Raw genomic sequence first — 21,779 nt, 5'->3', positions numbered from 1 at the left:
TTGTTATTGCTGTTTCTGAAAATTCTGAGAATTTAAATGTTTAATCATCGGTTTGAGCACCTCTTCTACCCGCCATCCGGTTACATTGGAGGGGGGGGTGAACTCCGATGTTTTCAGCCAGCCTCTCAGCAGGCTGCCAGTCCAGGCTTTCGATGGGATAAGCTCAGGTAGTAATCCGAGCTCCGCAGCCTGGTGTTTGCAGAATTTCTTAATGGCATCCACGCAGGGTTGCACTTTCTTAGGCAATGGCCCTGCAGGTTGTTCCGGCCACTCGGGCTTCGGGACCTGCTGACCTTTCTTCACCTGCATCAGAATTTCATTGCCAGATTGGCGAATAGTTTGTGGCTTCAGGGTTTTGATCTGTCGAAGATCATGAAGAGTTTTTGGTTGAACTCGTGCCAGATCCCATAAGGCTCCCGCCGGTGCCAGTCTGTTTCGAGACAGATTTCGTTCCCGGGCTTGAGTTTCTCGCCAGTAACAAAGCTGTTGCAGAACAGCCAACTGTTGTGGGCCGAGCTTCCAGGCCAGTTTGACATCCCGCCAGGCCTGTTTGGGATCGGTATCTGTACCAACAGATTGAATCTGGCGTTCGCAGTCTTCCCGGTGCCAATCGGAGAACCCCTTGTCTTCGAGAGCTTGAGCCAGCTTTGGATAAGCTTTGCCGAGGTAGAACACATCCAAAGCCGCGTAATTGATTTGCGACTCAGTCAGAGGGCGGGCCAGCCAGTCCGACCGGGTTTCTCCCTTGGACACACTGATATCCAGCAGTTCGGCAATCAGGCGCTGATAACCCATGGAAAAATCCAGCCCGGCATAGGCGGCGGCAATCTGGGTATCAAAGACATTCACCGGCAGTTGGCCGGTGAGGTGCCGGAACAGTTCCAGATCTTCGCTCATGGCATGCATGACTTTGGTGACGTCTGGATTTACCAGAAACTCGGTAAAAGCTGACCAGTCAGAAATGGCCAGAGGATCAATCAGCCAGACATCATCATCCACCCCGACCTGAATCAGGCCAGGGATCGGCCAGAAAGTTTTGGTTCGCATGAACTCGGTATCCAGCGTTAACCAAGGTTGCTCCTGCCAGAGGGCGACAGCCTGATTGAGCTGTTTGTTCTCAGTCAGCCAGTGGATACGGGGTTGAGACATGCAATTACCGGAAAGAGGGAAAACCCGCATTATACGGGGAACCGTGGCTATCGGCTATTCCGGCGGTGATGCATTTTCATGCCAGCTGAAATTGCGTGTAACCAGTCACTTTGGGTGTCATACTCCAGCCACGATAAAAATTATGGATCTAACAACAAGAAAATCAGGGAGTGTTCCTATGACAAGAAATGTCTGGGTTCTTTTTCTCGCTCAGGCGATGGCTTTTTGCGCGACCCCGCTTATGGTATTTGCTGGGGCGTTGGCCAGCCGTGATTTCGCTCCCTCGCCAGCCTTATCAACTCTGCCCGTTGCCGCGGTTTTCACTGGGACAGCTTTATCCGTATACCCGGCAGCGCTGTTAGCAAAGGGTTTTGGCCGCAAAGCCGTATTTATGGGAGCAATGGTTGTTGGCATTGTTGCCGCTCTGCTGGCTAGTTATTCCTTGAAAATTCAATTCTTTGCTGGCTTTGTGGTGTCCAGTCTGCTGATTGGTGTGATGGTAGCCGCAGTACAGCAGTTCCGTTTTGCCGCTATGGAAAGTGTGAGACCTGAACTGATGCCGGTGGCTGCGTCCCGGCTGTTGAGTGCAGGCCTTATTTCTGCGGTTCTGGGGCCTGAGCTGGTTGTTTTTGGACAATCGGTGATGGATGACAAATTTGTTGGAGCCTTTCTTCTGCTGACCGGTTTATTTGTTCTGGCACTGGTTGTTTTGCTGGTGGGCTTTCGTAACCCGGTGATGAGTCAGGTTGATAGCAATAAGGTTTCTGCAGGAAGTAAGACTGATTTGTTAACCCACAGTGGTTTTCTGGTGGCGGCACTGAGCGCAGGTGTTGGTTATGGAGTAATGAGCTTCATTATGACCGCAACGCCTATCAGTATGCATGAAATGGATTCTTTCTCACTGGTAGATACCAAACTGGTGATTCAAAGCCATATTCTGGCGATGTTTATTCCTTCTTTATTTGCCGGGCGTCTGATACTTCAACTTGGTCATGTGAAGATGATCACCATGGGACTGCTTGCGTATGTTCTTTGTGTAGTGATTGGGATCATTGATAACCAGTGGCTCCACTATTGGTGGGCGCTTTTGTTGTTGGGTATTGGCTGGAATTTCCTGTTTGTGGCCGGTACATCGCTGTTGCCGAAAATGTACCGGGCGGAGCAGAGTCATCAGGCTCAGGGTATAAATGATCTGCTGGTTTTCTGCTCCCAGTCTCTGGGAGCTTTAACGTCCAGTTTCGTGCTGTATCAGATTGGCTGGGAAGGGCTTCTTGTCCTGACATTGCCGATTCTGGTTGCTATGTTGGGGCTGCTGATGTTTTGGATACGCCGCGGCCGGCCCCAGGCTACTGCTCTTGAGGGTGTTTAATACTTGCAGTTTTTAGAGCCTGTTGGTTGTGGAGCCAGGTTGTAATTATATCTGGCAGGGGCTGAGCTTCTCCGAGAACATCTTCAGGAGACACAAGCCTGCCTTTTTTCAGGCAGGCTTCTTTGACCAACCCTGTCGCAAATAATTTATCGCCTGAACGGAATTCATGGTGGTAATACACATATTTCCCATCCCAGCCTGCGATTCTGGAGTAAACATCAAAGCGTTTTTGTCGACCAATAGGTTTGATATAGACAAGCTGTTGGGCCGCAATCATGCGAGCAGAAAAATGCCCGGCTAACGCCAGCCTTGCACCATGCCAGAGAGGAAAACGCCCCAGCTCCATAAGGTTAAAAAAGCGCTGGTTTGGCAGATGGTCCCGTAGTCTGAAATCATGGGGCCATGCCCGAAAACTGGTTTTCGATGTTTTATAAACGGAGCTTTTAGGCGACAGATAACAGCGAATTAAAAGGATTGCTAGACGAAAAACCAGATTCATTTGTGTACTTCTTATTAACGGCTTTTTGTTGGGCGCTATTGTCCTGTTCAAGTGCAGAGCCGGCAATGATTTTTATGCAGAATTACACTGTCGTCTGAGCCAGCCACAGATCATGTTTGTTGCACAGGCTTGTTGCATACAGTGGCCCTGTATATTCCTCCAGTTTGAACAGAGAAACCGGCTGTCTTTCTACTTCTGGGTTGAATAATTTTTCATCAATAAGGTTGTAACCCCGGTCAAACAACTGGTGCTTAACGATGTAGTGTTCATAACCTCTCATTTCATGGTTGGTTTCCACACGGATGGTTTTACCCTGAGGGGTATCTACCGGAGTGATAATGGGAAGATGAGTTTTTGCTTTGTGGGCAAAACGGCCCGGTTGTTCGGCGGTAAAGATCAGATTACCAAAAACATTGTTACTGCTGAGGGTTTTGCCCGCCGATGGAAAAGCGATCAGTGCCCCTGTTGTTATTGTACCAGCATAAAGAAAGAAGCGTCTGTTCATAAGGAATTGGCCTTTTAATGCTTATTTACCAAGGCTCCTAGGCATAAGTACGCATGCCTGCGAATGCGTCAGTGCAGTATCGTGACTATGAATATGTGGCTAGATAATAGCCAAAGTAAAATAGTTAAGAGGTAAATATGGCTCAGTCTGTACATGGTCGTAACGTTTTGAAGCTAGTTCTGGAGTCTGAGCAGGCACAACCTCGCGCACAACTGCTGCAGGTAATCGCGGATCAGTTTGGCGCAGAAGCTGAATTCCACACCTGCTCCGTTAAGGGACTGAGCGCAGAAGCTTTGCTGGAACTGTTCCTGGGTAAAGGCAAACTGGTAGAAAGTGCTGAAGGCATCGTTGCTGATGCCTCTAAAATGTGCAGCCATCACTGATAAGCTGTCAGGCATTATTGCTATTGCAATAGTGCCTTATTCTTTTTCCTCTTCCCCCATAAGGTGTGTGCCCGCCAGCCGGTCTGTCAGAACCGGGTAGCGATCAAGGGTTGGCAACTCATAATGCCACCACTCATACGGATGGCACCGAAATCCCGCCGTATGCATTAATCCTGCAAGTGTCAGCCGGTTTCTTAATGCCTCATCACTGATCGACGTATTATTGTGGTGCGCTAAATCCCTGAAATCATCAAACCCAGTCCCCATGTCGAGCAGTTCACCGGTTTTGGCCGATTCCAGAGTCAGGTCAACAGCAATTCCGCGGCAGTGGGTGCGCGGGCCGTTATCCGGTGGAGATATATAGCGGGAATCGGGGTGGTAATCCCAGAGTTTCTGCTGGGCTTCCAAGGGCCGGAAGGTATCCCAGATATGGAGTTGAAGCCCCAATGTGGCCGCGATTCTTCTGGCTGTTTCAAGCTTTTTGGCGGTATCCCTGTGAACATAAGCTTTGGCTTCGGCGTAAATCTGCTTGCCGGTAAAGTTATTATCTGCGGCCAGGCGAATATCCAGTGTTATTCCGGGCATTGAGTCATCAAGCTGAACCAGTGAATCGAGCATTCAGGTGTACCATTTTTTAATCGGTCTTCAGACAGGGTAGACAATAGGTTTTCCAACAGCCTGTCGGAAAACGGCACAGGACATGCATAGTCAGGGATAAAGCAAGAAAAAGCATAGGGATAAGTTGCTATGGCTTATCAGGCCCTGAGAAAAATAGATGAGGAATTTGCTCAGTTCGCGGAGGCGTCGACGCTTGATGATGCTCCCCAGGATTTGATCCGCAGGCACCGTAACAGGCAGCATGGCCTGGCACTGTGTGCACAGATGTTGAGCCTGGTGGGCCATATTCAGCACCATCGGGGAGCCAGCCTGGCAGTTTTGGCTGGAGATGTGTTCTTTGAACAGCGCTTAATGAGGCTTCAGCATCAGATACGCAGTCAGCTCGATCAACTGCTTCTGGAAAAAGAACAGCTGAATCTGCAGCTGGTACTGGGATTGTATCAGGAGTGGTTAACCCTCAGTCGTCAGTGGCGGCAAGATCAGCCTCTGACAAATTATGAGCTTCACAGTCATCTTATTGAGCAGCTGTTACGTCTTCTCTGGCAAACGGCGAGAAAATCAGAGAGTGGCTGCTTTGTTGAAGGCATTCCCCTGATGCGCTTTGTTCTGAATGATCTTGCACGGTTAAAAGAGCTGGCCGGCCAGATGCGGGGACTGGTTTGTCACCGACTTTATCTTACCGAACCGTCCCGCCGACTGAATGCTCGTATTGCCTACAGTCTGAGTGAAGCGCAACGGTATATTGCCAATGTTAGAGCCACCATGACTAAGTTTGTGGCTTTGTCTGACACCCAGAAGAAACTGTTTGATCCGGCCATCACGGTGCTGGCAAGAGAAAATATTATTCCCCGGCTTGAGGCCGTTATTGTGAGGATTCAGTCTTTGCAGAATGGCAAAAGCGAGTCGGTGCTTGACCCGGTCAGCTATTTCAGCCTGATGACCCGAATTATGACCGGGCTGGAAGATGCTCTTCAGCAGGGTTTGAATGGTATAAGCCGTTCGCCGGAACCGGCCTTGGTGGCATGGATAGAGGGTTCCCAAAAGCCCTCTACCCATGAGTAGGTCTCAGGCCGCCTGAGAGAAGCTCGCGCTTTCTTCTGAAGTCTGCTTCTGAGCAGTCTTTTTCATCAATAGTGCTTGCAGGCGATTCAAGAGTACGCCGTACAGAGGAAGGAACAGGGCAAGGGATATAGCCAGTTTCCAACCGTAATCTACCAGGGCAATCTCCATCCAGTTTGTTGCCATAAAGGCATCGGTGGATCTGTAAAAAGCGATACTGAAGAAGCTGATGGTATCAATCATATTGCCCAGAATCGTGGACGCTGCCGGAGCAATCCACCAGGCTTTTAGTTGGCGAAGACGATTGAAAATAGTGATATCCAGCATCTGCCCGATCAAATAAGCCGAGAAGCTGGCAAAGGCGATACGAGCCACAAACAGATTAAAGCCGTTCAGGCCGTCTGGCTGATATCTTCCTTCATAAAACATCACCGAAACCAGATAGGATACAGTCAGGGCTGGCAGCATGGCGCGCAGGATAATCTGTCGGGCGGGCTGTCTGCCAAAGATGCGTACAGTCAGGTCTGTGGCCAGAAATACAAATGGAAATGTAAAGGCGCCCCAGGTTGTGTGGAGACCAAACATCTGAAATGGAATCTGAACCAGATAATTACTGGCTGTGATAATAGCGATATGGAGCAGTGTCATAGTCAGAATCAGTCGTTTGTACTGGTTAGCGCTTGATTCTGTGGAGATCGCAGAGAGATCAATCCTTGGCATTGTTTACCTTTTTCGTTAGCGCGAGGTGAGGGAACTCGAAGGCGCCGGATTTTACAGGTAATTCTTTTTTTGTCTATTAGTGCGTTTTCTTATAGCAGGGGATTACTTCAGGAATTGCCACGCATTGAGCAGTAACAATAAGGTTGTGAGTATTTGCCAGGTGAGCACGGGGTTGCGCTCTATAAGCGGCTTACGTTGTTTTTTTGCAAAGTCGGGGTTGGGTTTACTGAGATCCTGAATAAATTCAGACATCGCCGCATATCGTTCGGCAGGGTTTGGCTTAAGAGCCTTGGCGAGTGCAAGGTCAATCCAGGCTGGTAGGTCTTCCCGTATTTCCCGTGCGCTGTTGTACTGAAGATGTTTGTAGTGCCTGACCCGAATGCTATAGCCTGCCTGCTCTTTATAAGGTAGCTGGCAAGTTAACAGCTCATAGGCAATAACGGCGATGGAAAACTGGTCAGCACGTTCATCGACAATTCCGTCGAGAAAATATTCCGGTGCAATATAGTTTTTTGTGCCGGGTGGCGTATCGGTTTCCAGTGTGGAGTACGCTTCCTGTTCTCCGGTGATATGGGCAGCACCAAAATCGATCAGACGAATGCGGCCATCCTTATCCATCATAATGTTTTCTGGCTTAAGGTCCTGGTGCAGAATCTGTAAACGGTGCAGGCTGCGCACGGCACTGACAATCTGGCGAACAATTTCTCTAACAACCACTGGAGCAGGATGAGGATTGTCTACTATCCACTCCCTGAGAGTCTGGCCCTGTATATATTCGCAGGCGTGATACAAGTGACGCCGTTCAGGTTTGGGCGAATAAACTTCCATTATGGCTGGATGGCTTATGCGTCGGCCAATCCATTCTTCTCTGATAAATCGCTCCAGATGTTCAGGGTCATCCTCAAAATTAACCGAAGGTGTTTTCAGAATCACTTGCTGGCGATTCTTGTCAATATCCTCGGCAAGATACAGTTGGCTGCGGCTGCTGGCATGTATCTGTTCCAGAATGCGATAGCCTTCGAAATGTTGTCCGGGATAAAGATCGGGAGGGATTCTTAACTGTGCCAGTTGAGCCAGTTTTTCTTCAGGTTGTTCTGCGGGAAGGGTTAATACCCGACCGGTAATACAGGTCAGGTTATCTGTACTGCCCTGGTTAAGGGCTGTTTCAACAACAGTCTGGCAAAGCTTTGGCAGATCACTGTTCTGTTCCCGAAGTGCTTCCTGAAGCTGTGATACTGACAAAACATCGTGAATACCATCGGTCGTGAGCAGAAATAAATCATTTTCTTCTACGGCTTCTGTCTGGTAATCCACCTCAACACTGGGAGCCATACCCAGAGCCCGCCCTAAAAAGTGACGACCAGCCATGGACGATGTGTGATCTCTGGTCAGGCATTCCAGTTCTCCACGACGATAACGCCATACCCGCGAATCACCCACGTGTAGAATATGAGCAGTGGTTGATTTAATGATGATGGCAGAGAATGTTGTGCACCAGCTGCCTTCATCCATTGGGCTGTGATTGCCTTGCTGAAACAACCAACGGTTCAGGGCGCTTAAAACTTTGGCTGACCCGTTTCGTACCGTCCAGGAATCCGGAGTGCTGTAATAATCGCTGGTGAAACTGCTGGTGCTGGTATGGCTGGCTTGTCTGGCATGGGTGCAGGCACTGACCCCATCGGCAACCGCAAAGACTGCGCCTTTATGGAGCAGTGTGCCAGGACTACCAGGTACTTCAATAGACCAGGCATCCTGATTCTCAGGTTTCACTCCGGCACGGCTGCAGGCAGCCGTGTTCAGAGTCAGGGAGCTTTGCACGAGCGTAGACATGAATCGATTATTTCACATCTATCATGGTGACGGAGCCATCAGGCATGGTTTCAGCAATCTGCCCTTTGGGTTCTTCCAGAAACAGCAGAGCGGTAAAACCAAGCAGTGCTGTTGCGGCAATAACCAGAAAGAAAGTCTCATAGCTCACCAGTGATAGTACAGTCAGATAGAAAACTGCCCCAACGTTACCATAGGCACCGGTCATACCTGCAATCTGACCTGTCAGGCGTCGCTTGATCAGGGGAACAACAGCAAAAACAGCACCTTCGCCGGCTTGTACGAAGAAAGAGCAGGTCATGGCTGCCACAACAGCAAGGGCTAGTGGCCAGGTGGAATCAATCACTGACATAACGGCATAACCAACGGCGAGTCCGGCAGTCAGTACCAGCAACGTGGTTTTACGACCAAAGCGATCACTGATCAGACCGCCGCCAGGGCGGGACATCAGGTTCATAAAGGCATAGGCTGATGCAACCAAGCCTGCCATAACCGGGTCAAGGCCAAATGTGTCGGCGAAGAACAGAGGCAGCATGGAAACCACGGCCAGCTCAGAACCGAAAGTGGTAAAATAGAGAACATTCAGTACCGCAACCTGCTTGAATTTGTACTGGTGGATAGCAGGAACAGGTTTTACAAAGATCTCTTTGTTTACCTGCCAGGCTTTCCAGCTTTCCAGCAGGTACAAAGCCGCAAGGCCGAAATAAATACCTGTGGCTGTAGTCGCCGCCAGCATATTTACGCCTTTTGGAGAAAGCTTCCATGTCAGCAGTGCCAGCGCCGTATACATGGGGATTTTCATGATCAGCAACAGATAGAAGTCGCCTTTAGATGTGACTTCCATGGCGCCGATATTCTTAGGGCGAAAGTAGGTAGAGCCTTTCGGTGTATCGGTGACAGAGAAGAAATAAATAACACCATAAATAAGGGAGAGGGCACCGGTTACACCGATGGCATAACGCCAGCCATCTTCACCGCCAAACCAGAGTGCCAGTGCGGGAAGAGTCATAGCCGCTGCCGCTGAACCAAAATTACCCCAGCCCCCATAAATACCTTCCGCTGTGCCCAGTTGGCGAGCCGGAAACCATTCAGAAACCATACGGATACCAATCACAAAGCCAGCGCCAATTGTTCCGAGCAGGAAGCGAGCTATGGCAGCCTGTTCGAAGGTATCCGCTGTCGCATACATAAAGGCCGGAATGCTGCAGATAATCATAAGGGCGGAATAGGTGCGGCGTGGGCCGAACTTGTCGGTCAGCATGCCGATAATCACCCGAGCTGGAATGGTCAGGGCAACGTTGAGAATCAACAGGGTTTTTAATTGAGCTCTGGTCAGGTCTAACGACTCTGCAATGGCAAGCGCCAGAGGTGCATGGTTGAACCAGACGAAAAAAGTAATAAAGAAGGCGATCCAGGTCATATGCAGGATGCGCATATTTCCACTGAATGACAGCAGGTTAATTCTATCGGGGTTGCTCATTGTCTGACCCTGTGGGTTGTTATTCTTAATTGGAATTGTTTGGCGCAAGTCTGAGCAAATATGAGGCCAACACTTGTTAGGTCCTTTGGTTATGGGGCTTTTGATAAGAGTTTGGCATTGTGTATGCGCTTTTTGAGGGCTGTTTTGAATCTGGTTTGGTTAGCAAATGGTGCACGCCTTCTTTCTCAATAAGGTGCATGTGCTTTTGTGGTGCGGTCTACGATTTGGGTCGATTTTGCTGCGTTGCTTTGTTTTGGTGCGTGCTGCTTGATTGGAAAGGATGTGGATGCACCTGTTTGGAATTTGGTTTGAGTACCTGTGATCCAGAAGGGAGCGTTATGTATTTGGTTGATTGCCTTGATGTTAGGATTTTTCTTTTTAACTCAATGAAAAATAAGAAAAATAATTGATTGGGCACGGTGAGTGCTAGGAGAGGGGTAAATAAAATTTGGCAAGACGCCAGAAATAATTAAGCCCTGAAGCGCTGGAGCCGTGTATGAGTAATAAAGAGTCACTTGTTGTTGTCGGTAATGGCATGGTCGGCCACCGTTTTATTGAGCAGCTTGTGCAGGCGGGTGGCCTTGATCGTTATCAAGTAACAGTATTTGGTGAGGAATCCCGGCCTGCCTACGACAGGGTTCAACTGTCATCCTGGTTTAGCGGAACATCTGCAGAAGAGCTGTCTATGGTTTCAGACGGCTTCTATGATCAGGACGGTGTTGAATTAATTCTGTCTGACAAGGTTTGCACTGTTGATCGTGAACTTTGTGAAGTTGTGTCCGAGTCTGGCCGCAAAATCAGTTATGACAAGCTTGTGCTGGCTACAGGTTCTTATCCTTTTGTTCCACCGGTTCCTGGTCATGATCGCGACGGATGTTTGGTCTATCGCACCATTGATGATTTGGAAGCCATTGCTGAAACGGCACGGAACTCAAAGGTTGGCGCAGTTGTTGGTGGCGGTTTGCTTGGTTTGGAAGCTGCTAAAGCCCTGAAAGATCTTGGTCTGGAAACCCATGTCGTGGAATTTGCCCCACGACTGATGGCTGTTCAGGTAGATGAAGGTGGCGGCCAGATGCTGCGCCGTAAGATCGAAGATCTGGGTGTGAAAATTCACACCTCAAAAAACACCAAAAATATTGCCGATGGTGAAGGTGCTGCCCACCAGATGCAGTTTGCCGATGGTGAAGTACTGAATACGGATTTGATTTTGTTCTCTGCAGGTATTCGCCCTCGGGATGAGTTGGCTCGTGAATGCGGGTTAGAGCTTGGCGAACGCGGCGGTATAGTTATCAATGACCACTGCCAGACATCCGATGCCAATGTTTATTCCATCGGTGAATGTGCTTTGTGGAGTGGCCGTATATTTGGACTGGTGGCTCCTGGTTATCAAATGGGGCAGGCTGCTGTTGATCATCTTCTTGGTGTTGAAAATGCAGGCTTCACCGGTGCTGATATGAGCACCAAGCTGAAATTGATGGGTGTGGATGTTGCCAGTGTGGGTGATGCTCAGGCACGTACACCGGGCGCACTCAGCTACCGCTTTGTTGATGAAGAAAAAGAAGTTTATAAGTCACTGGTTGTTTCCGGCGATAAAAAGAAAGTTCTGGGTGCTGTGTTGGTAGGTGATGCTGAAGAATATGGCTCCCTGCTGCAGATGGCTTTGAATGATATCAAGCCTCCACAAAATCCCGCTGAATTGATTCTTCCTCAAGGCTCAGGTGAAGCGCCAAAAGGTATGGGAGTGTCAGCTCTGCCAGATACTGCCCAGATCTGTTCTTGCTTTAACGTCACCAAGGGTGATTTGACTGGTGCTGTTGCTGGCGGTTGCCAGGATATGGCCAGCCTGAAGGATGCAACATCTGCCAGTACTGGTTGTGGCGGTTGTACGGCTCTGGTTAAACAGGTGCTTGATCATGAACTTGAGCAGCTGGGCGTTGAAGTTAAGAAAGATATCTGTGAACACTTCCCATACTCCCGTCAGGAGCTTTATCACCTGGTGCGTGTTGGTGAAATCAAGTCGTTTAATGAAATGCTTGAAAAGCACGGCAAGGGTAAAGGGTGTGATATCTGTAAGCCGACTATTGGTTCCATTCTCGCCTCCTGCTGGAACGAGTATGTTTTGAAAAACGAGCATGCTCCTTTACAGGACACCAATGATTACTTCCTTGGCAATATGCAAAAGGATGGCACGTATTCCGTTGTGCCTCGTGTACCGGGTGGCGAAATTACCCCTGAGAAGCTGATTGTTATTGGTGAGGTTGCCCGGGATTATTCCCTCTATACCAAGGTGACAGGTGGTCAGCGTATCGATTTGTTTGGTGCTCGTGTGGATCAGTTGCCAGGTATCTGGAAGCGGTTGGTTGATGCTGGTTTTGAAACGGGTCATGCCTACGCCAAAGCTCTGCGAACAGTGAAGTCTTGTGTTGGTCAGACCTGGTGCCGTTATGGTGTGCTCGATAGTGTTGGGATGGCTATTCATATTGAAGAGCGTTATCGCGGTTTGCGTGGCCCGCACAAATTCAAAATGGCCGTGTCAGGCTGTACTCGTGAATGTGCCGAAGCTCAGAGTAAGGATGTTGGCATCATTGCCACAGAGAAAGGCTGGAACCTCTATGTTTGCGGCAATGGTGGTATGAAGCCACGTCATGCAGATCTGTTTGCCACAGAACTTAATGATGAGCAGTTGATTCAGGCAATTGATCGATTCCTGATGTTCTATCTGCGTACTGGTGAGAGGCTGCAACGGACATCTGTCTGGATGGAGAATATGGAGGGTGGGCTGGAATACCTGCAGCAAGTCATCCTGGAAGATAGTTTGGGTATCTGTGATCAGCTGGATGCAGAGATGGCTGCGAATGTTGATGCCTATCAGTGTGAGTGGAAAACAACCCTCGAAGACCCTGAAAAACTCAAGCGCTTCCGTCACTTTATTAATGCCGATGCCGTCGATAGCAACGTTGTGTTTGTTAAAGAGCGTAGCCAGATTCGTCCTGCCAGTCAGGAAGAGAAAATAATCGCGAAAAGCGCCTGAAGAATTTATTAATAAAACGATAAAGGTAAGCAATTATGGAATGGACAACGGTTTGCAGTGCCGGTGAAGTGACAGAGCTTTTGGGTGTGGGTGCGCTGGTTTTTGATCATCAGGTTGCCGTATTTAAGGTGGATGGTGAACTGTATGCGATCGACAACTATGACCCATTCAGTCAGGCCAATGTTTTGTCCCGGGGGATTGTTGGTGATTTAAAAGGAGAGCTGGTTGTTGCTTCTCCAATCTATAAACAGCACTTCTCCCTGAAAACCGGTACTTGCCTTGAAGATGGAACGGTTTCCATTGTTGTTCATCCGGTGCGTGTGCAGGATGGTATGGTGCAGGTGGCATTGGGTTCTCCTGCCAGTCAGCAGGCTGCTTAATGAAAAAGTTGCTTGTTGTAGGAAACGGTATGGCCAGCGTTCGATTTCTGGAATTGCTGACAGAGAATCCAGATCACGGCTATCACATAACCGTTCTTTCTGCGGAATCTGTGCCCGGTTATAACCGCATTATGCTCTCCCCGCTTCTGGCGGGTGACCTTGAGGCTGATGGTGTGCTGTTGCGCCCGGCCTCCTGGTACCGCGAGCGTGGCATACAGCTGTATTGTGGTGCGGATTATAAAGCGGTTGAGATTGATCGGGTGCAGCAGCAGGTTAGAGCTGCAAACGATGAATGGTTTTCTTACGACAAGCTTATTCTGGCAACCGGGTCGCGACCCTTTATTCCAGAAATTCCCGGTTCTGAGTTAAATGGTGTTATGGGTTTCCGCACATTGGATGACGTGGAACTCATGCTTTCCGTAGCAAAAGCTGGTGGTCGTGTCGTTGTTGTTGGTGGTGGCTTGCTCGGACTTGAAGCCGCATGTGCACTACAGGCTCAGGGAATGCAGGCGACAGTGGTTCACAGTCGTTCGGTTTTGATGAATCGTCAACTTGACTCGGATTCCGGTGATCTGCTGTTAAAGAGTCTGTCAGCAAAAGGTTTGCAGTTTGAATTAGCTTCCCGAACGGTCGCGCTAAAAGGTGATCAGGGGGCCGTTGCAGGAGTCGAATTAAGTAGCGGCAAAGTGCTGCCTGCTGACCTTGTTGTTTTTACCGCAGGTATTCAAGCCAATATTGAATTAATGCTGCCTGCTGAATTGCCTTGTGAAAAAGCACTGCTGGTTGATGGTTGTTTGCAAACGGAAGACCCTGCTATTTATGGCCTTGGTGAATGTGTTCAGGTTGAAGGGCAAACCTTTGGTTTAGTCGAGCCGGTTTATAAACAAGCGAAAGTGTTGGCTGATGTTCTTCTTGAAAAAGAGATTTCGAAGTTTGTTCCCGCAGAAACGGCCACCCGATTAAAAGTGACAGGTATTGATCTGTTCTCCCTGGGGGATTATTCCGGAGGTTCTCCATCGGTAGAAGGGGTTAATGATGAGCTGGTTCTCAGTATGCCTTCTCAGGGAATTTATCGAAAACTGGTGGTGCGCAATAACAAGTTGAAAGGTGTGTTGCTCTACGGTGATGTGTCCGATGCAGCTTGGTATCAGCAGTTGTTTGAAGCTGGTCAGGATATATCTGGTATTCGGGATTTGATGATTTTTGGTCAGGCTTATATATCACAAGATGCTGCTGAAGCGGCCTGATAATAAAACCAAATATAACTCCAACAAAAGTTCCTTTGTGGTGTAAGTGTGAACACTATTTCTGTTGAGAAATCCTGTATTAAAACAACCTGTGCTTATTGTGGTGTGGGCTGTGGCATTCAGGCCCAGGTTGAAGATTCTGATAATCATGTTGTAAAAATAGTTGGTGACACTTCCCACCCCGCCAATTTCGGCCGTTTATGTTCCAAAGGTTCAGCTCTGGGCGACACGGTTGATTTGGGTGATAGACTTTTAGCTCCCCGTATCGATGGTAAAGAAGCGGATTGGGATACTGCTCTTGATAGTGTTGTATCAAGGTTAAAGGCTGTTATTGATCAGCATGGCCCCAAAAGTGTTGCCCTGTATGGTTCTGGCCAACTACTGACAGAAGATTATTACGTTGCCAACAAGCTCATGAAGGGGTTTGTTGGCAGTTCCAATATTGATACCAATTCCCGACTTTGCATGGCTTCTACAGTGGCTGGTCATAAACGGGCATTCGGTGAAGATATTGTTCCCGGCTGTTATGAAGATCTGGAGCAGGCTGAACTTATTGTTTTGGTTGGTTCAAATACGGCCTGGTGTCATCCGGTGATTTATCAGCGACTTCAGGCCGCTCGTGAAGAAAATCCTGCGAAAAAACTGATTGTTATTGATCCACGTAAAACAGCAACCTGTGAAGGGGCAGATCTTCACCTGCCCCTTAAACCGGGTACCGACACCACACTTTTTGCCGGTCTTCTGGTGTGGCTTGCTGACAATGAAGGAATCGATAATCACTGGGTGCAGGCGCACACTGAAAACTTTGGGCAGTCGCTGGAGAATGCCCGTGGGCTTGCCCCCAGTCTGGATGATGTTGCTGAAACCTGTGGCTTGGAAATCGAGGATTTAAAAACTTTTTACTCCTGTTTTTTAAAAACCGAGAAAACCGTGACAGCCTGGTCTCAAGGGTCCAATCAAGGATTTGATGGCACTGATCGGGTCAATGCCATGATCAATGTCCATCTGGCAACGGGTCGTATTGGTAAATCTGGGTGCGGGCCTTTCTCTCTTACTGGTCAACCCAATGCTATGGGGGGCAGGGAAGTTGGTGGTTTAGCAAATCAGCTTGCCGCTCATATGGATTTCAGTAATCCCGATGATATTGACCGGGTTCAGCGTTTCTGGGATGCCCCTAATATGGTCGATCAGCCGGGTTTGACGGCTGTCGATATGTTTGAGGCTATAGGGCGCGGTGAGATTCGGTTTGTCTGGATTATGGGTACCAATCCGGCTGTCAGTATGCCTGATGCAGATAAAGTCCGGGCAGCACTTGAGAAATGCGAGCATGTTGTGGTGTCGGACTGTCTGCAAAACACGGATACCGGCGCTTATGCCGATATTCTGCTTCCTTCCGCTCCCTGGAGTGAAAAGGATGGAACGGTGACCAATTCCGAACGCCGTATATCTCGCCAGCGGGCACTGTTTCCTCTTGTTGGTGAGGCAAAACCTGACTGGTGGATTCTTTCGCAGGTTGGCAAGCGTCTGGGTTTTGATCAGGCTTTCGATTATGGCTGTAATGCGGATGTGTTCAGGGAGCATGCCTGTTTGTCAGCTTTTGAGAACTCTCGGGATAAAAGCTATCGGGCTTTCAATTTGTCCGGACTGGCTCAAATAACCCATGAGCAATACGAAAGTTTTGAGCCGAAAACCTGGCCAATTCTGAATTCTTCTGAGTCCGTTGATCAGCGTTTCTTTGCACAGGGTGGTTTCTCTACACCATCCGGTAAAGCTCGGTTTATTGTTCCTGAAGCAGTGGAAGGAATTTCCAAAGCTTCCGAGTTTCCACTGCTTTTAAATACCGGTCGTATTCGGGATCAATGGCACACAATGACTCGCACAGCCAGAGCGGTCAGGTTGAATCGCCATATCGATGAACCATCTGTGCAAGTAAATCCTGTAGATGCCGAAGATTTCAAACTGTTAGATGGGCAGCTTGCCGAGATTCAATCCGGTAATGGATGTGCTATTGCCAGAGTTCAAGTTGATAGTGCAATAAATGCCGGACAACTGTTTATGCCTATGCACTGGACTCGGGAATTCAGTCGCGGAGGATTGATGGGGCCTCTGGTGCACAGTCGTATTGATCCTGTTTCCCGTCAGCCAGACAGTAAAGCTACTCCGGTAAGCGCCTCGCCTTATAAAGCTTCTTGGTATGGGGTTCTTATCAGTCGTCAGCAACTGGAGCTGCCGGAGATTGATTACTGTGCCGCGGTAAGAGGTGAAGGCTGTTGGCGCTATGAGTTAAGTCATAGTGATGAGCAGGATATTGTTCATCAGCTGTTGCCCGAAGGCGATGTTATCTCTCTGATGTCCCGTGCAGGTGTTCAGCGTCAGGCTGTTATTGTTGATGGATGTATAGAGGCCTTGTTGCTGTTTTCTGAGAAACCTTTGGAAGTTGATCGGCAGTGGCTTGAGCAGCAGCTCCAGGGAGAAACGGTTGATTGGAAGGTTCTCGCCGGAAGCGCGGGTTCTGGAAAAAGTCAGGGGCCTGTAGTCTGTGCCTGTTTCGGTGTTTCTGAAGGTCCGATCTGCAAGGGAATTGAGCAGGGGCTGGATAGTGTTGAAACTATTGGTCAGAAACTGAATGCAGGAACCAATTGTGGTTCCTGCATCCCTGAATTAAAACGCTATCTTCTCGAGTGTAAAAACAAGTTGGAGCTGGCAGTGTGACTGCCCAGCTCAATAATATCTGCCCGGATGGGTCGTGAGAGGCTGGAAATTTCCATTTGCCACTGACTGTGGCAGAGCGGGCATTCAAGCTTTAGTGTTCCCATCTTCTGGCTCCAAAGCTTTGCCATTGGGATTTCCAGTTTGCCATCACAGCCATCATGGCAGCGCCAGCTTACGGAATTACCATCGCAGGCCGCCTCAAAATAGGTGCCATCGAAGGTAAATCCATCGAACTGGGGCGAGTTCATTCAGTGCTCCTGTAGAGCGCGTGCATCTCATTCAGTCTGGTCACGTGTGCCGGTGCCAGCCTGAATTCGGTTTTCTCAATTCTGAGCAAGGTATGCTCGTACTCTTCGTTAAACACAGTACAACTTCCGACTGTTACTTGTTCTGGTCGGCAGTTTTCTGCGTAGCTTTCGAGTCGTTTAACCGTGGCCTCCATTTCGCTCCAGCTGGAAAAGGACTGGGGCTTGGAGTAAGGGTCGTATTTGAAGGGGTAGTGGGAACATGCAGTGAGGGTGAGTAACCCAACACCGGCTATAAGCGGGCGGAATCCATTCCAGAACATCTTACACCTCTCTGGTACATCGGAAAAACACTGGGAACCGTTGGTATCAGCGGGAATTGGTCATTTCTGAAAACACCGCGCGACGTTTGTGATGACGTTTAGTCATAAAAACGGCACTTTTTGAACCAAAGTTCCAGACGTAACACTCTAAATGTAGACCACCGTGCCAGCTGTACATGATCACCCATATTGGTAATAAATCTGGCTGAGAGGAGGGCAGGGCCTGGCTCAGTGACGACTCGATATGCCTGGTCAATTTGGGTAACTGGCTACTTCCTTGCACTTTTTACCGCTAGCGGTAATGAAAAGTCACAATGCAAAACCTCCGGCGATTTCTTCAAAATGCGCGCCTCACTAATACCAAGAATGGTTATCACAGAGATGGTTGGGCAGCTCCGTCAGACTTCCAAAGAAAAGAAAGAGCTTGAAGCGTTTGCCGAAGGTGCGTTGCTCGATGTGACGGTGAAGATGTTTGCAGTTTTGATACTTGGGGGTGAGTAAGGCTAAAGAGCTAGATGTAGGCAACATATACATCATGTCCAACCCGGCCATGCCTGGAATCGTAAAGATCGGTCGCACCTATGGCTGTACTGATGAAAGGGCAGTTGAGTTGAGTCACGCAACCGGAGTTCCGCTGCCATTTATGGCTGAACAGGAATTCTTGGTTAGAGATTGCAAGGCGACAGAACTGAGAATCCATAGGCTTCTTGATAGCAAACGCCTTAATCAGAAAAGGGAATTCTTCAAGCTCAGTGTGGGTGAGGCATTTGAAGAGATCGGTTTCATTCTCTACCGATCGCGCTGTCGCTACACGATAAACCTCAATCACATATTCAGTGCCCTAAGAACCTTCAACGCAATGGGACAGCCTGTCACTGGTCGTGAGTTAGAAGAGACGAAAAGGCACATTGCTGGAATCGTCGATGAATACCAGAACGCCGTTGTTGAGAAGTGTCTCAAAACTGTCCAAATAATGAAGCTCGTTGCCAAGTGTCTAAGAACGCATCAGTCAGACGGCGCGATGAAAGTTCTATCCCAAGTCTTCTAGGCTGGTTTATTCCGGCCTATCGCCTTCTGTAGATCACCCGCAGGCTCAACTTAATAATTCTCATATCTTAAATGTGAACAGAGATTCCAGATCATGAAGAAAGCAGTTATTGCAGCCGCTATTGCAGCCGCAGCAATGCCAGCAATGGCAAAGCCCGTTTATGTGTATTCAGCTGAACATACATACGAAAAGGGTGGATCTTCGCGGACGTTCATTGGGGCTGATGGCACCTCTCATGAAATTTATAACATGGCTCATTTTTACAAGCCGGATAGTTATTGCCACAAAAGCATTCAAGAGGTGGTTTCCGGTACTGGTAAGTGCAGACAGCTGGTTCTTAAGGAAAGCGGTGTAATAGAAGACAAGGCGTTCACCGAGCCTGCGAGTAGATCATGGCATGGGCCATACGGATGGAGTTACCACGACGCAAGGAAGGTTTCAGGCATAAAGTTTCAATACAAGTTCGTACCGGCTATGGAAGCGGTTGAGTTCTACTGCCAGTCAGAGGTGCCAAAGAATATTGAGTACTGCACCAGTCGCTATGTTGAGAAATTCCCAAAGGGAAAAGATGGGAAGCTACTGACCGGTATGCTCTTGCCAAAAGTGAGAGTTTCAGAAGCAGGTGCAAACTGGGTATCTGTAACGCCAGAGACGAGGTGGAGGTATCAATACAACGCCGAGAATAGGGAGGGTGTGAAAAAGATGAATAGCTATATATTCAAGTTCATGCCTTATTTCAGGGATGCAAAATATGGGAAGGAGTTGACTGTCTATCGGTGGCACCTTTCACATGAAAAGCTGACCTTTCCAGAGAAGGCGAAAGGCCCTACCTACAAATCAAATGGCATAAATGAAGAGTGGTAATGGCTGTTCGTATTGTGCCGCTTGCCATCTATAGATCACCCGTATAGCCAAATACATAATTCACTTCATCAAGTCGCAAGACGTTTTAAGTTCAATCTTTACAGAGAATCATTCGTGGCCTTTTTCATCCTTGCATTCTTCACAATCGTTTTCACAGTTTCTGCCTTTAAGAAAGACAAATTCACCGACGAGCGTGTGAGGTCTGCACTGTTGGCAGTGTTGCTTTTGATTTTGGCTGTCGATGAATTTCGCAACCCCGGCGATCGTCCAACCCCTCGCGGTTCCTACGACTACTGCGACAACCACGCTTGTCGTGCCAGATAATTCACACTGCCGCTATTCATTCGAGAAGTATTAGTTTTGCCACGAAAGAAGACCCACGAAGAATTTGTCCGTGATGCCAGAAAAGCTCACGGTGATAAATATGAGTACCCAGAACAGTACAAAGGCAGCAAGGTAAAGATTCGCATAACCTGCCCGGAACACGATGAGTTTACGCAGATTCCCAATGATCATATTCGTGGTCGGGGGTGTGATAAGTGCGGTGGTACTTCGACTCTGACACAAGAAGAGTTCCTGGTGAAGGCTCGTAAGGTTCACGGCAACAGGTACAGCTATGACAAGATTGTTTATGTGAACAACAGAACAAAGGTCACTATCACCTGCCATAAACATGGTGACTTCGAACAGACGCCAACTGAGCATGCTGACTCCAAGCAGGGCTGTCCCACTTGCGGCAGAGACAGGCAGATTGAATCAGCCTCAAAGAGCAAAGGGGAGTTCATTGAAGAGGCCAGAGCTGTCCATGGTGAGGAGTTCGATTACAGCCGTGCAGAGTACAAAAACCTGCACACCAAAGTAGAGATCGTATGCCGGGGGCATGGCTCATTCTGGCAGACCCCAGCTAATCATATTCACCATGCTCAGAAGTGCCCTGAGTGTGCTGATCGCAAACCACTGACTACTGAAGAGTTCATAAAGCGAGCCATTCAGAAGCACGGCGAAAAGTATGACTACAGTGAGACTGAGGTTGCTGGTAACAACAAGTCCAAAGTGGCCATTATTTGTCCGGAGCACGGTTTGTTCATTCAGAAGATCAATAGCCATCTGAATGGTTTTGGGTGTGGTGAGTGCGGAGGTACCAAAAGGCTGACAAATAAAACCTTCATCGCAAAGGCTAGAAAGGAGCATGGTGACAAATACGACTACAGCCTAGTTAAGTACGATGGGAACAAGACTAAGGTAAAGATCACTTGTCCTGAACATGGTGTTTTCGAGCAAAAACCGAACTCCCATCTTATGGGTAATGGTTGCATTCAGTGTGGTTTCGAAGAAAACCCTGGTTGCCTCAACAGAACCATCATCAAGCGTGACCCGGAGCTGGCTGAATCTCCGTATCACATCTACTACGTAAAGCTAGTAAATAAGAATACTGGAAATACTTTCTTCAAGATTGGCCTTGAGAAGACTGCTAGAACTCGCTGGGCAAAGAACGGTAAAACAGTCACCGCTGAGTATCTTCTCATCAAAAAGGGAACGCTTGAGGAGTGTTTCGGGCTTGAGCAGGCAATCATCGAAAGATACAACACTGGCGTATCAGTCGAAGATTTTCCGGTTGGTGGGCGTACTGAAATGCTGCCTTATGACTTTCTTGACCGCTCGTTGCTTACGTGAACCTGTTTGTCGAAGAGATAGAAACTCCTACCTTGCATGTATGAATGCCCACTAGTTTGTGGGCATTATGAGACTAATCTTGGTGGATGCATTGCAATATATGTTTGAGTTTAAACTTAACTTTTTCACCAATTTCCACATCAGAAACCTCGGAATCAAATGGTATAGATGATACTTCCCCCTTGAATCCGCCTTCGGTTACTTTCGTTACTTCTACAAAAAGTGGTTCGCCTTTAATCTGAAGCTCAACGAGATCGCTTACATCCACAACATCATCGTTATCACTACATCCGCTACAGCCAACGTAGACTATTCCACTGCCATCTCTACCAACCACCTTATCAAACATACTCGTTTCCCTTTTGTAATAGATAAATTAGCTCCGTTGTTGCTCCCGGCTATTATGTCCCCAAAAAATGTGCGTAAGATAGGGCAGGGTTACAATATTTCGACAAGTGGGTGCTGAAACAACCAGATCGAAGTTAAGTAGAGGAACGGAACACATACGTGAACAACCCTTGTCAGAGTTAGATATGCACCAAGGAGTTAAGGTATCCTTTTACACTTGACTAGCCTTAACTCTTCTTATCTGACACCTCAGTTAGTATACGTAGACTGATAGTCACCCCCAAACCTGCACATGGAG

The 21,779-nt window shown here is 48.4% G+C and carries 22 protein-coding genes; 12 read left to right on the top strand and 10 right to left on the bottom strand.

What is annotated here, in order from left to right; all coding sequences use genetic code 11:
• Positions 1-3 precede the first annotated feature (3 nt).
• On the bottom strand, positions 4-1,149 hold the full coding sequence (rnd, locus tag ACY2RR_RS12550) for a ribonuclease D (protein ID WP_490108494.1): 1,146 nt from the start codon (positions 1,147-1,149) through the stop codon (positions 4-6).
• Between rnd and ACY2RR_RS12545 the strand changes: the two genes are divergently transcribed.
• Positions 1,148-2,518 (top strand): MFS transporter, encoded by a 1,371-nt coding sequence (locus ACY2RR_RS12545; protein ID WP_490108493.1) that lies wholly within the window; start codon positions 1,148-1,150, stop codon positions 2,516-2,518. The genes rnd and ACY2RR_RS12545 overlap by 2 nt on opposite strands.
• Here the strand turns inward: ACY2RR_RS12545 and ACY2RR_RS12540 are convergent.
• A complete protein-coding gene (locus tag ACY2RR_RS12540; RefSeq protein WP_490108492.1) occupies positions 2,496-3,017 on the bottom strand; it encodes an acyl-CoA thioesterase in 522 nt (173 codons plus the stop codon). The genes ACY2RR_RS12545 and ACY2RR_RS12540 overlap by 23 nt on opposite strands.
• A gap of 82 nt (positions 3,018-3,099) precedes the next feature.
• Positions 3,100-3,522, bottom strand: coding sequence for a desulfoferrodoxin family protein (locus tag ACY2RR_RS12535; RefSeq protein ID WP_490108491.1), 423 nt, complete (start codon positions 3,520-3,522; stop codon positions 3,100-3,102).
• Positions 3,523-3,659: 137 nt separating this feature from the next.
• Between ACY2RR_RS12535 and ACY2RR_RS12530 the strand changes: the two genes are divergently transcribed.
• Positions 3,660-3,905 (top strand): YecH family metal-binding protein, encoded by a 246-nt coding sequence (locus ACY2RR_RS12530; protein ID WP_490108490.1) that lies wholly within the window; start codon positions 3,660-3,662, stop codon positions 3,903-3,905.
• 36 nt (positions 3,906-3,941) lie between these two features.
• On the opposite strand, the gene ddpX is transcribed toward ACY2RR_RS12530, so the two are convergent.
• Positions 3,942-4,523, bottom strand: a complete 582-nt coding sequence (gene ddpX / locus ACY2RR_RS12525) for a D-alanyl-D-alanine dipeptidase (protein ID WP_490108489.1) — start codon at positions 4,521-4,523, stop codon at positions 3,942-3,944.
• Between the two features lie 129 nt (positions 4,524-4,652).
• On the opposite strand from ddpX, the gene ACY2RR_RS12520 reads away from it, so the two are divergent.
• The gene (locus tag ACY2RR_RS12520; RefSeq protein WP_490108488.1) at positions 4,653-5,585 is read left to right on the top strand and encodes a nitrate- and nitrite sensing domain-containing protein; all 933 of its coding nucleotides are present in this window, start codon (positions 4,653-4,655) and stop codon (positions 5,583-5,585) included.
• Between the two features lie 3 nt (positions 5,586-5,588).
• Here the strand turns inward: ACY2RR_RS12520 and ACY2RR_RS12515 are convergent, their stop codons facing one another.
• From ACY2RR_RS12515 to ACY2RR_RS12505, 3 genes are all read right to left on the bottom strand, one after another.
• Complete coding sequence (locus ACY2RR_RS12515) at positions 5,589-6,302, bottom strand: 7-cyano-7-deazaguanine/7-aminomethyl-7-deazaguanine transporter (protein ID WP_490108487.1); 714 nt, start codon at positions 6,300-6,302, stop codon at positions 5,589-5,591.
• Between the two features lie 102 nt (positions 6,303-6,404).
• Positions 6,405-8,132: a bifunctional protein-serine/threonine kinase/phosphatase gene (locus ACY2RR_RS12510; protein WP_490108486.1), complete on the bottom strand. Its 1,728-nt coding sequence runs from the start codon at positions 8,130-8,132 to the stop codon at positions 6,405-6,407.
• Positions 8,133-8,139: 7 nt separating this feature from the next.
• Positions 8,140-9,609, bottom strand: a complete 1,470-nt coding sequence (locus tag ACY2RR_RS12505; protein WP_490108485.1) for a NarK family nitrate/nitrite MFS transporter — start codon at positions 9,607-9,609, stop codon at positions 8,140-8,142.
• Positions 9,610-10,105: 496 nt separating this feature from the next.
• On the opposite strand from ACY2RR_RS12505, the gene nirB reads away from it, so the two are divergent.
• The 4 genes from nirB to ACY2RR_RS12485 are packed head-to-tail and all read left to right on the top strand — an operon-like array spanning position 10,106 to position 16,979.
• On the top strand, positions 10,106-12,640 hold the full coding sequence (gene nirB, locus ACY2RR_RS12500; RefSeq protein ID WP_490108484.1) for a nitrite reductase large subunit NirB: 2,535 nt from the start codon (positions 10,106-10,108) through the stop codon (positions 12,638-12,640).
• Between the two features lie 35 nt (positions 12,641-12,675).
• A complete protein-coding gene (gene nirD / locus ACY2RR_RS12495; RefSeq protein WP_490108483.1) occupies positions 12,676-13,020 on the top strand; it encodes a nitrite reductase small subunit NirD in 345 nt (114 codons plus the stop codon).
• Positions 13,020-14,267, top strand: a complete 1,248-nt coding sequence (locus ACY2RR_RS12490; RefSeq protein ID WP_490108482.1) for an NAD(P)/FAD-dependent oxidoreductase — start codon at positions 13,020-13,022, stop codon at positions 14,265-14,267. The genes nirD and ACY2RR_RS12490 overlap by 1 nt, the downstream gene beginning before the upstream one ends.
• A gap of 48 nt (positions 14,268-14,315) precedes the next feature.
• Positions 14,316-16,979 (top strand): molybdopterin-dependent oxidoreductase, encoded by a 2,664-nt coding sequence (locus tag ACY2RR_RS12485; protein WP_490108481.1) that lies wholly within the window; start codon positions 14,316-14,318, stop codon positions 16,977-16,979.
• On the opposite strand, the gene ACY2RR_RS12480 is transcribed toward ACY2RR_RS12485, so the two are convergent.
• Complete coding sequence (locus ACY2RR_RS12480; RefSeq protein WP_490108480.1) at positions 16,937-17,227, bottom strand: hypothetical protein; 291 nt, start codon at positions 17,225-17,227, stop codon at positions 16,937-16,939. The two genes, ACY2RR_RS12485 and ACY2RR_RS12480, sit on opposite strands and share 43 nt — an antisense overlap.
• Positions 17,224-17,547 (bottom strand): hypothetical protein, encoded by a 324-nt coding sequence (locus ACY2RR_RS12475; protein WP_490108479.1) that lies wholly within the window; start codon positions 17,545-17,547, stop codon positions 17,224-17,226. Before ACY2RR_RS12475 ends, ACY2RR_RS12480 begins: the two co-directional genes overlap by 4 nt.
• Before the next feature lie 231 nt (positions 17,548-17,778).
• Here ACY2RR_RS12475 and ACY2RR_RS12470 point away from each other — a divergent pair, with 231 nt between their 5' ends.
• From ACY2RR_RS12470 to ACY2RR_RS12450, 5 genes are all read left to right on the top strand, one after another.
• The gene (locus ACY2RR_RS12470) at positions 17,779-18,048 is read left to right on the top strand and encodes a hypothetical protein (RefSeq protein ID WP_490108478.1); all 270 of its coding nucleotides are present in this window, start codon (positions 17,779-17,781) and stop codon (positions 18,046-18,048) included.
• A gap of 34 nt (positions 18,049-18,082) precedes the next feature.
• A complete protein-coding gene (locus ACY2RR_RS12465) occupies positions 18,083-18,595 on the top strand; it encodes a GIY-YIG nuclease family protein (RefSeq protein ID WP_490108477.1) in 513 nt (170 codons plus the stop codon).
• A gap of 93 nt (positions 18,596-18,688) precedes the next feature.
• A complete protein-coding gene (locus ACY2RR_RS12460; RefSeq protein WP_490108476.1) occupies positions 18,689-19,459 on the top strand; it encodes a hypothetical protein in 771 nt (256 codons plus the stop codon).
• 114 nt (positions 19,460-19,573) lie between these two features.
• Positions 19,574-19,783, top strand: coding sequence for a hypothetical protein (locus ACY2RR_RS12455; protein ID WP_490108475.1), 210 nt, complete (start codon positions 19,574-19,576; stop codon positions 19,781-19,783).
• A gap of 36 nt (positions 19,784-19,819) precedes the next feature.
• Positions 19,820-21,133 (top strand): DUF723 domain-containing protein, encoded by a 1,314-nt coding sequence (locus tag ACY2RR_RS12450; RefSeq protein ID WP_490108474.1) that lies wholly within the window; start codon positions 19,820-19,822, stop codon positions 21,131-21,133.
• 73 nt (positions 21,134-21,206) lie between these two features.
• On the opposite strand, the gene ACY2RR_RS12445 is transcribed toward ACY2RR_RS12450, so the two are convergent.
• On the bottom strand, positions 21,207-21,482 hold the full coding sequence (locus tag ACY2RR_RS12445; protein ID WP_490108473.1) for a hypothetical protein: 276 nt from the start codon (positions 21,480-21,482) through the stop codon (positions 21,207-21,209).
• Between the last annotated feature and the right edge of the window lie 297 nt (positions 21,483-21,779).

It is taken from the genome of Parendozoicomonas sp. 2304DJ65-17, assembly GCF_058148445.1.
This window is presented reverse-complemented; position numbering and strand designations above follow the sequence as displayed.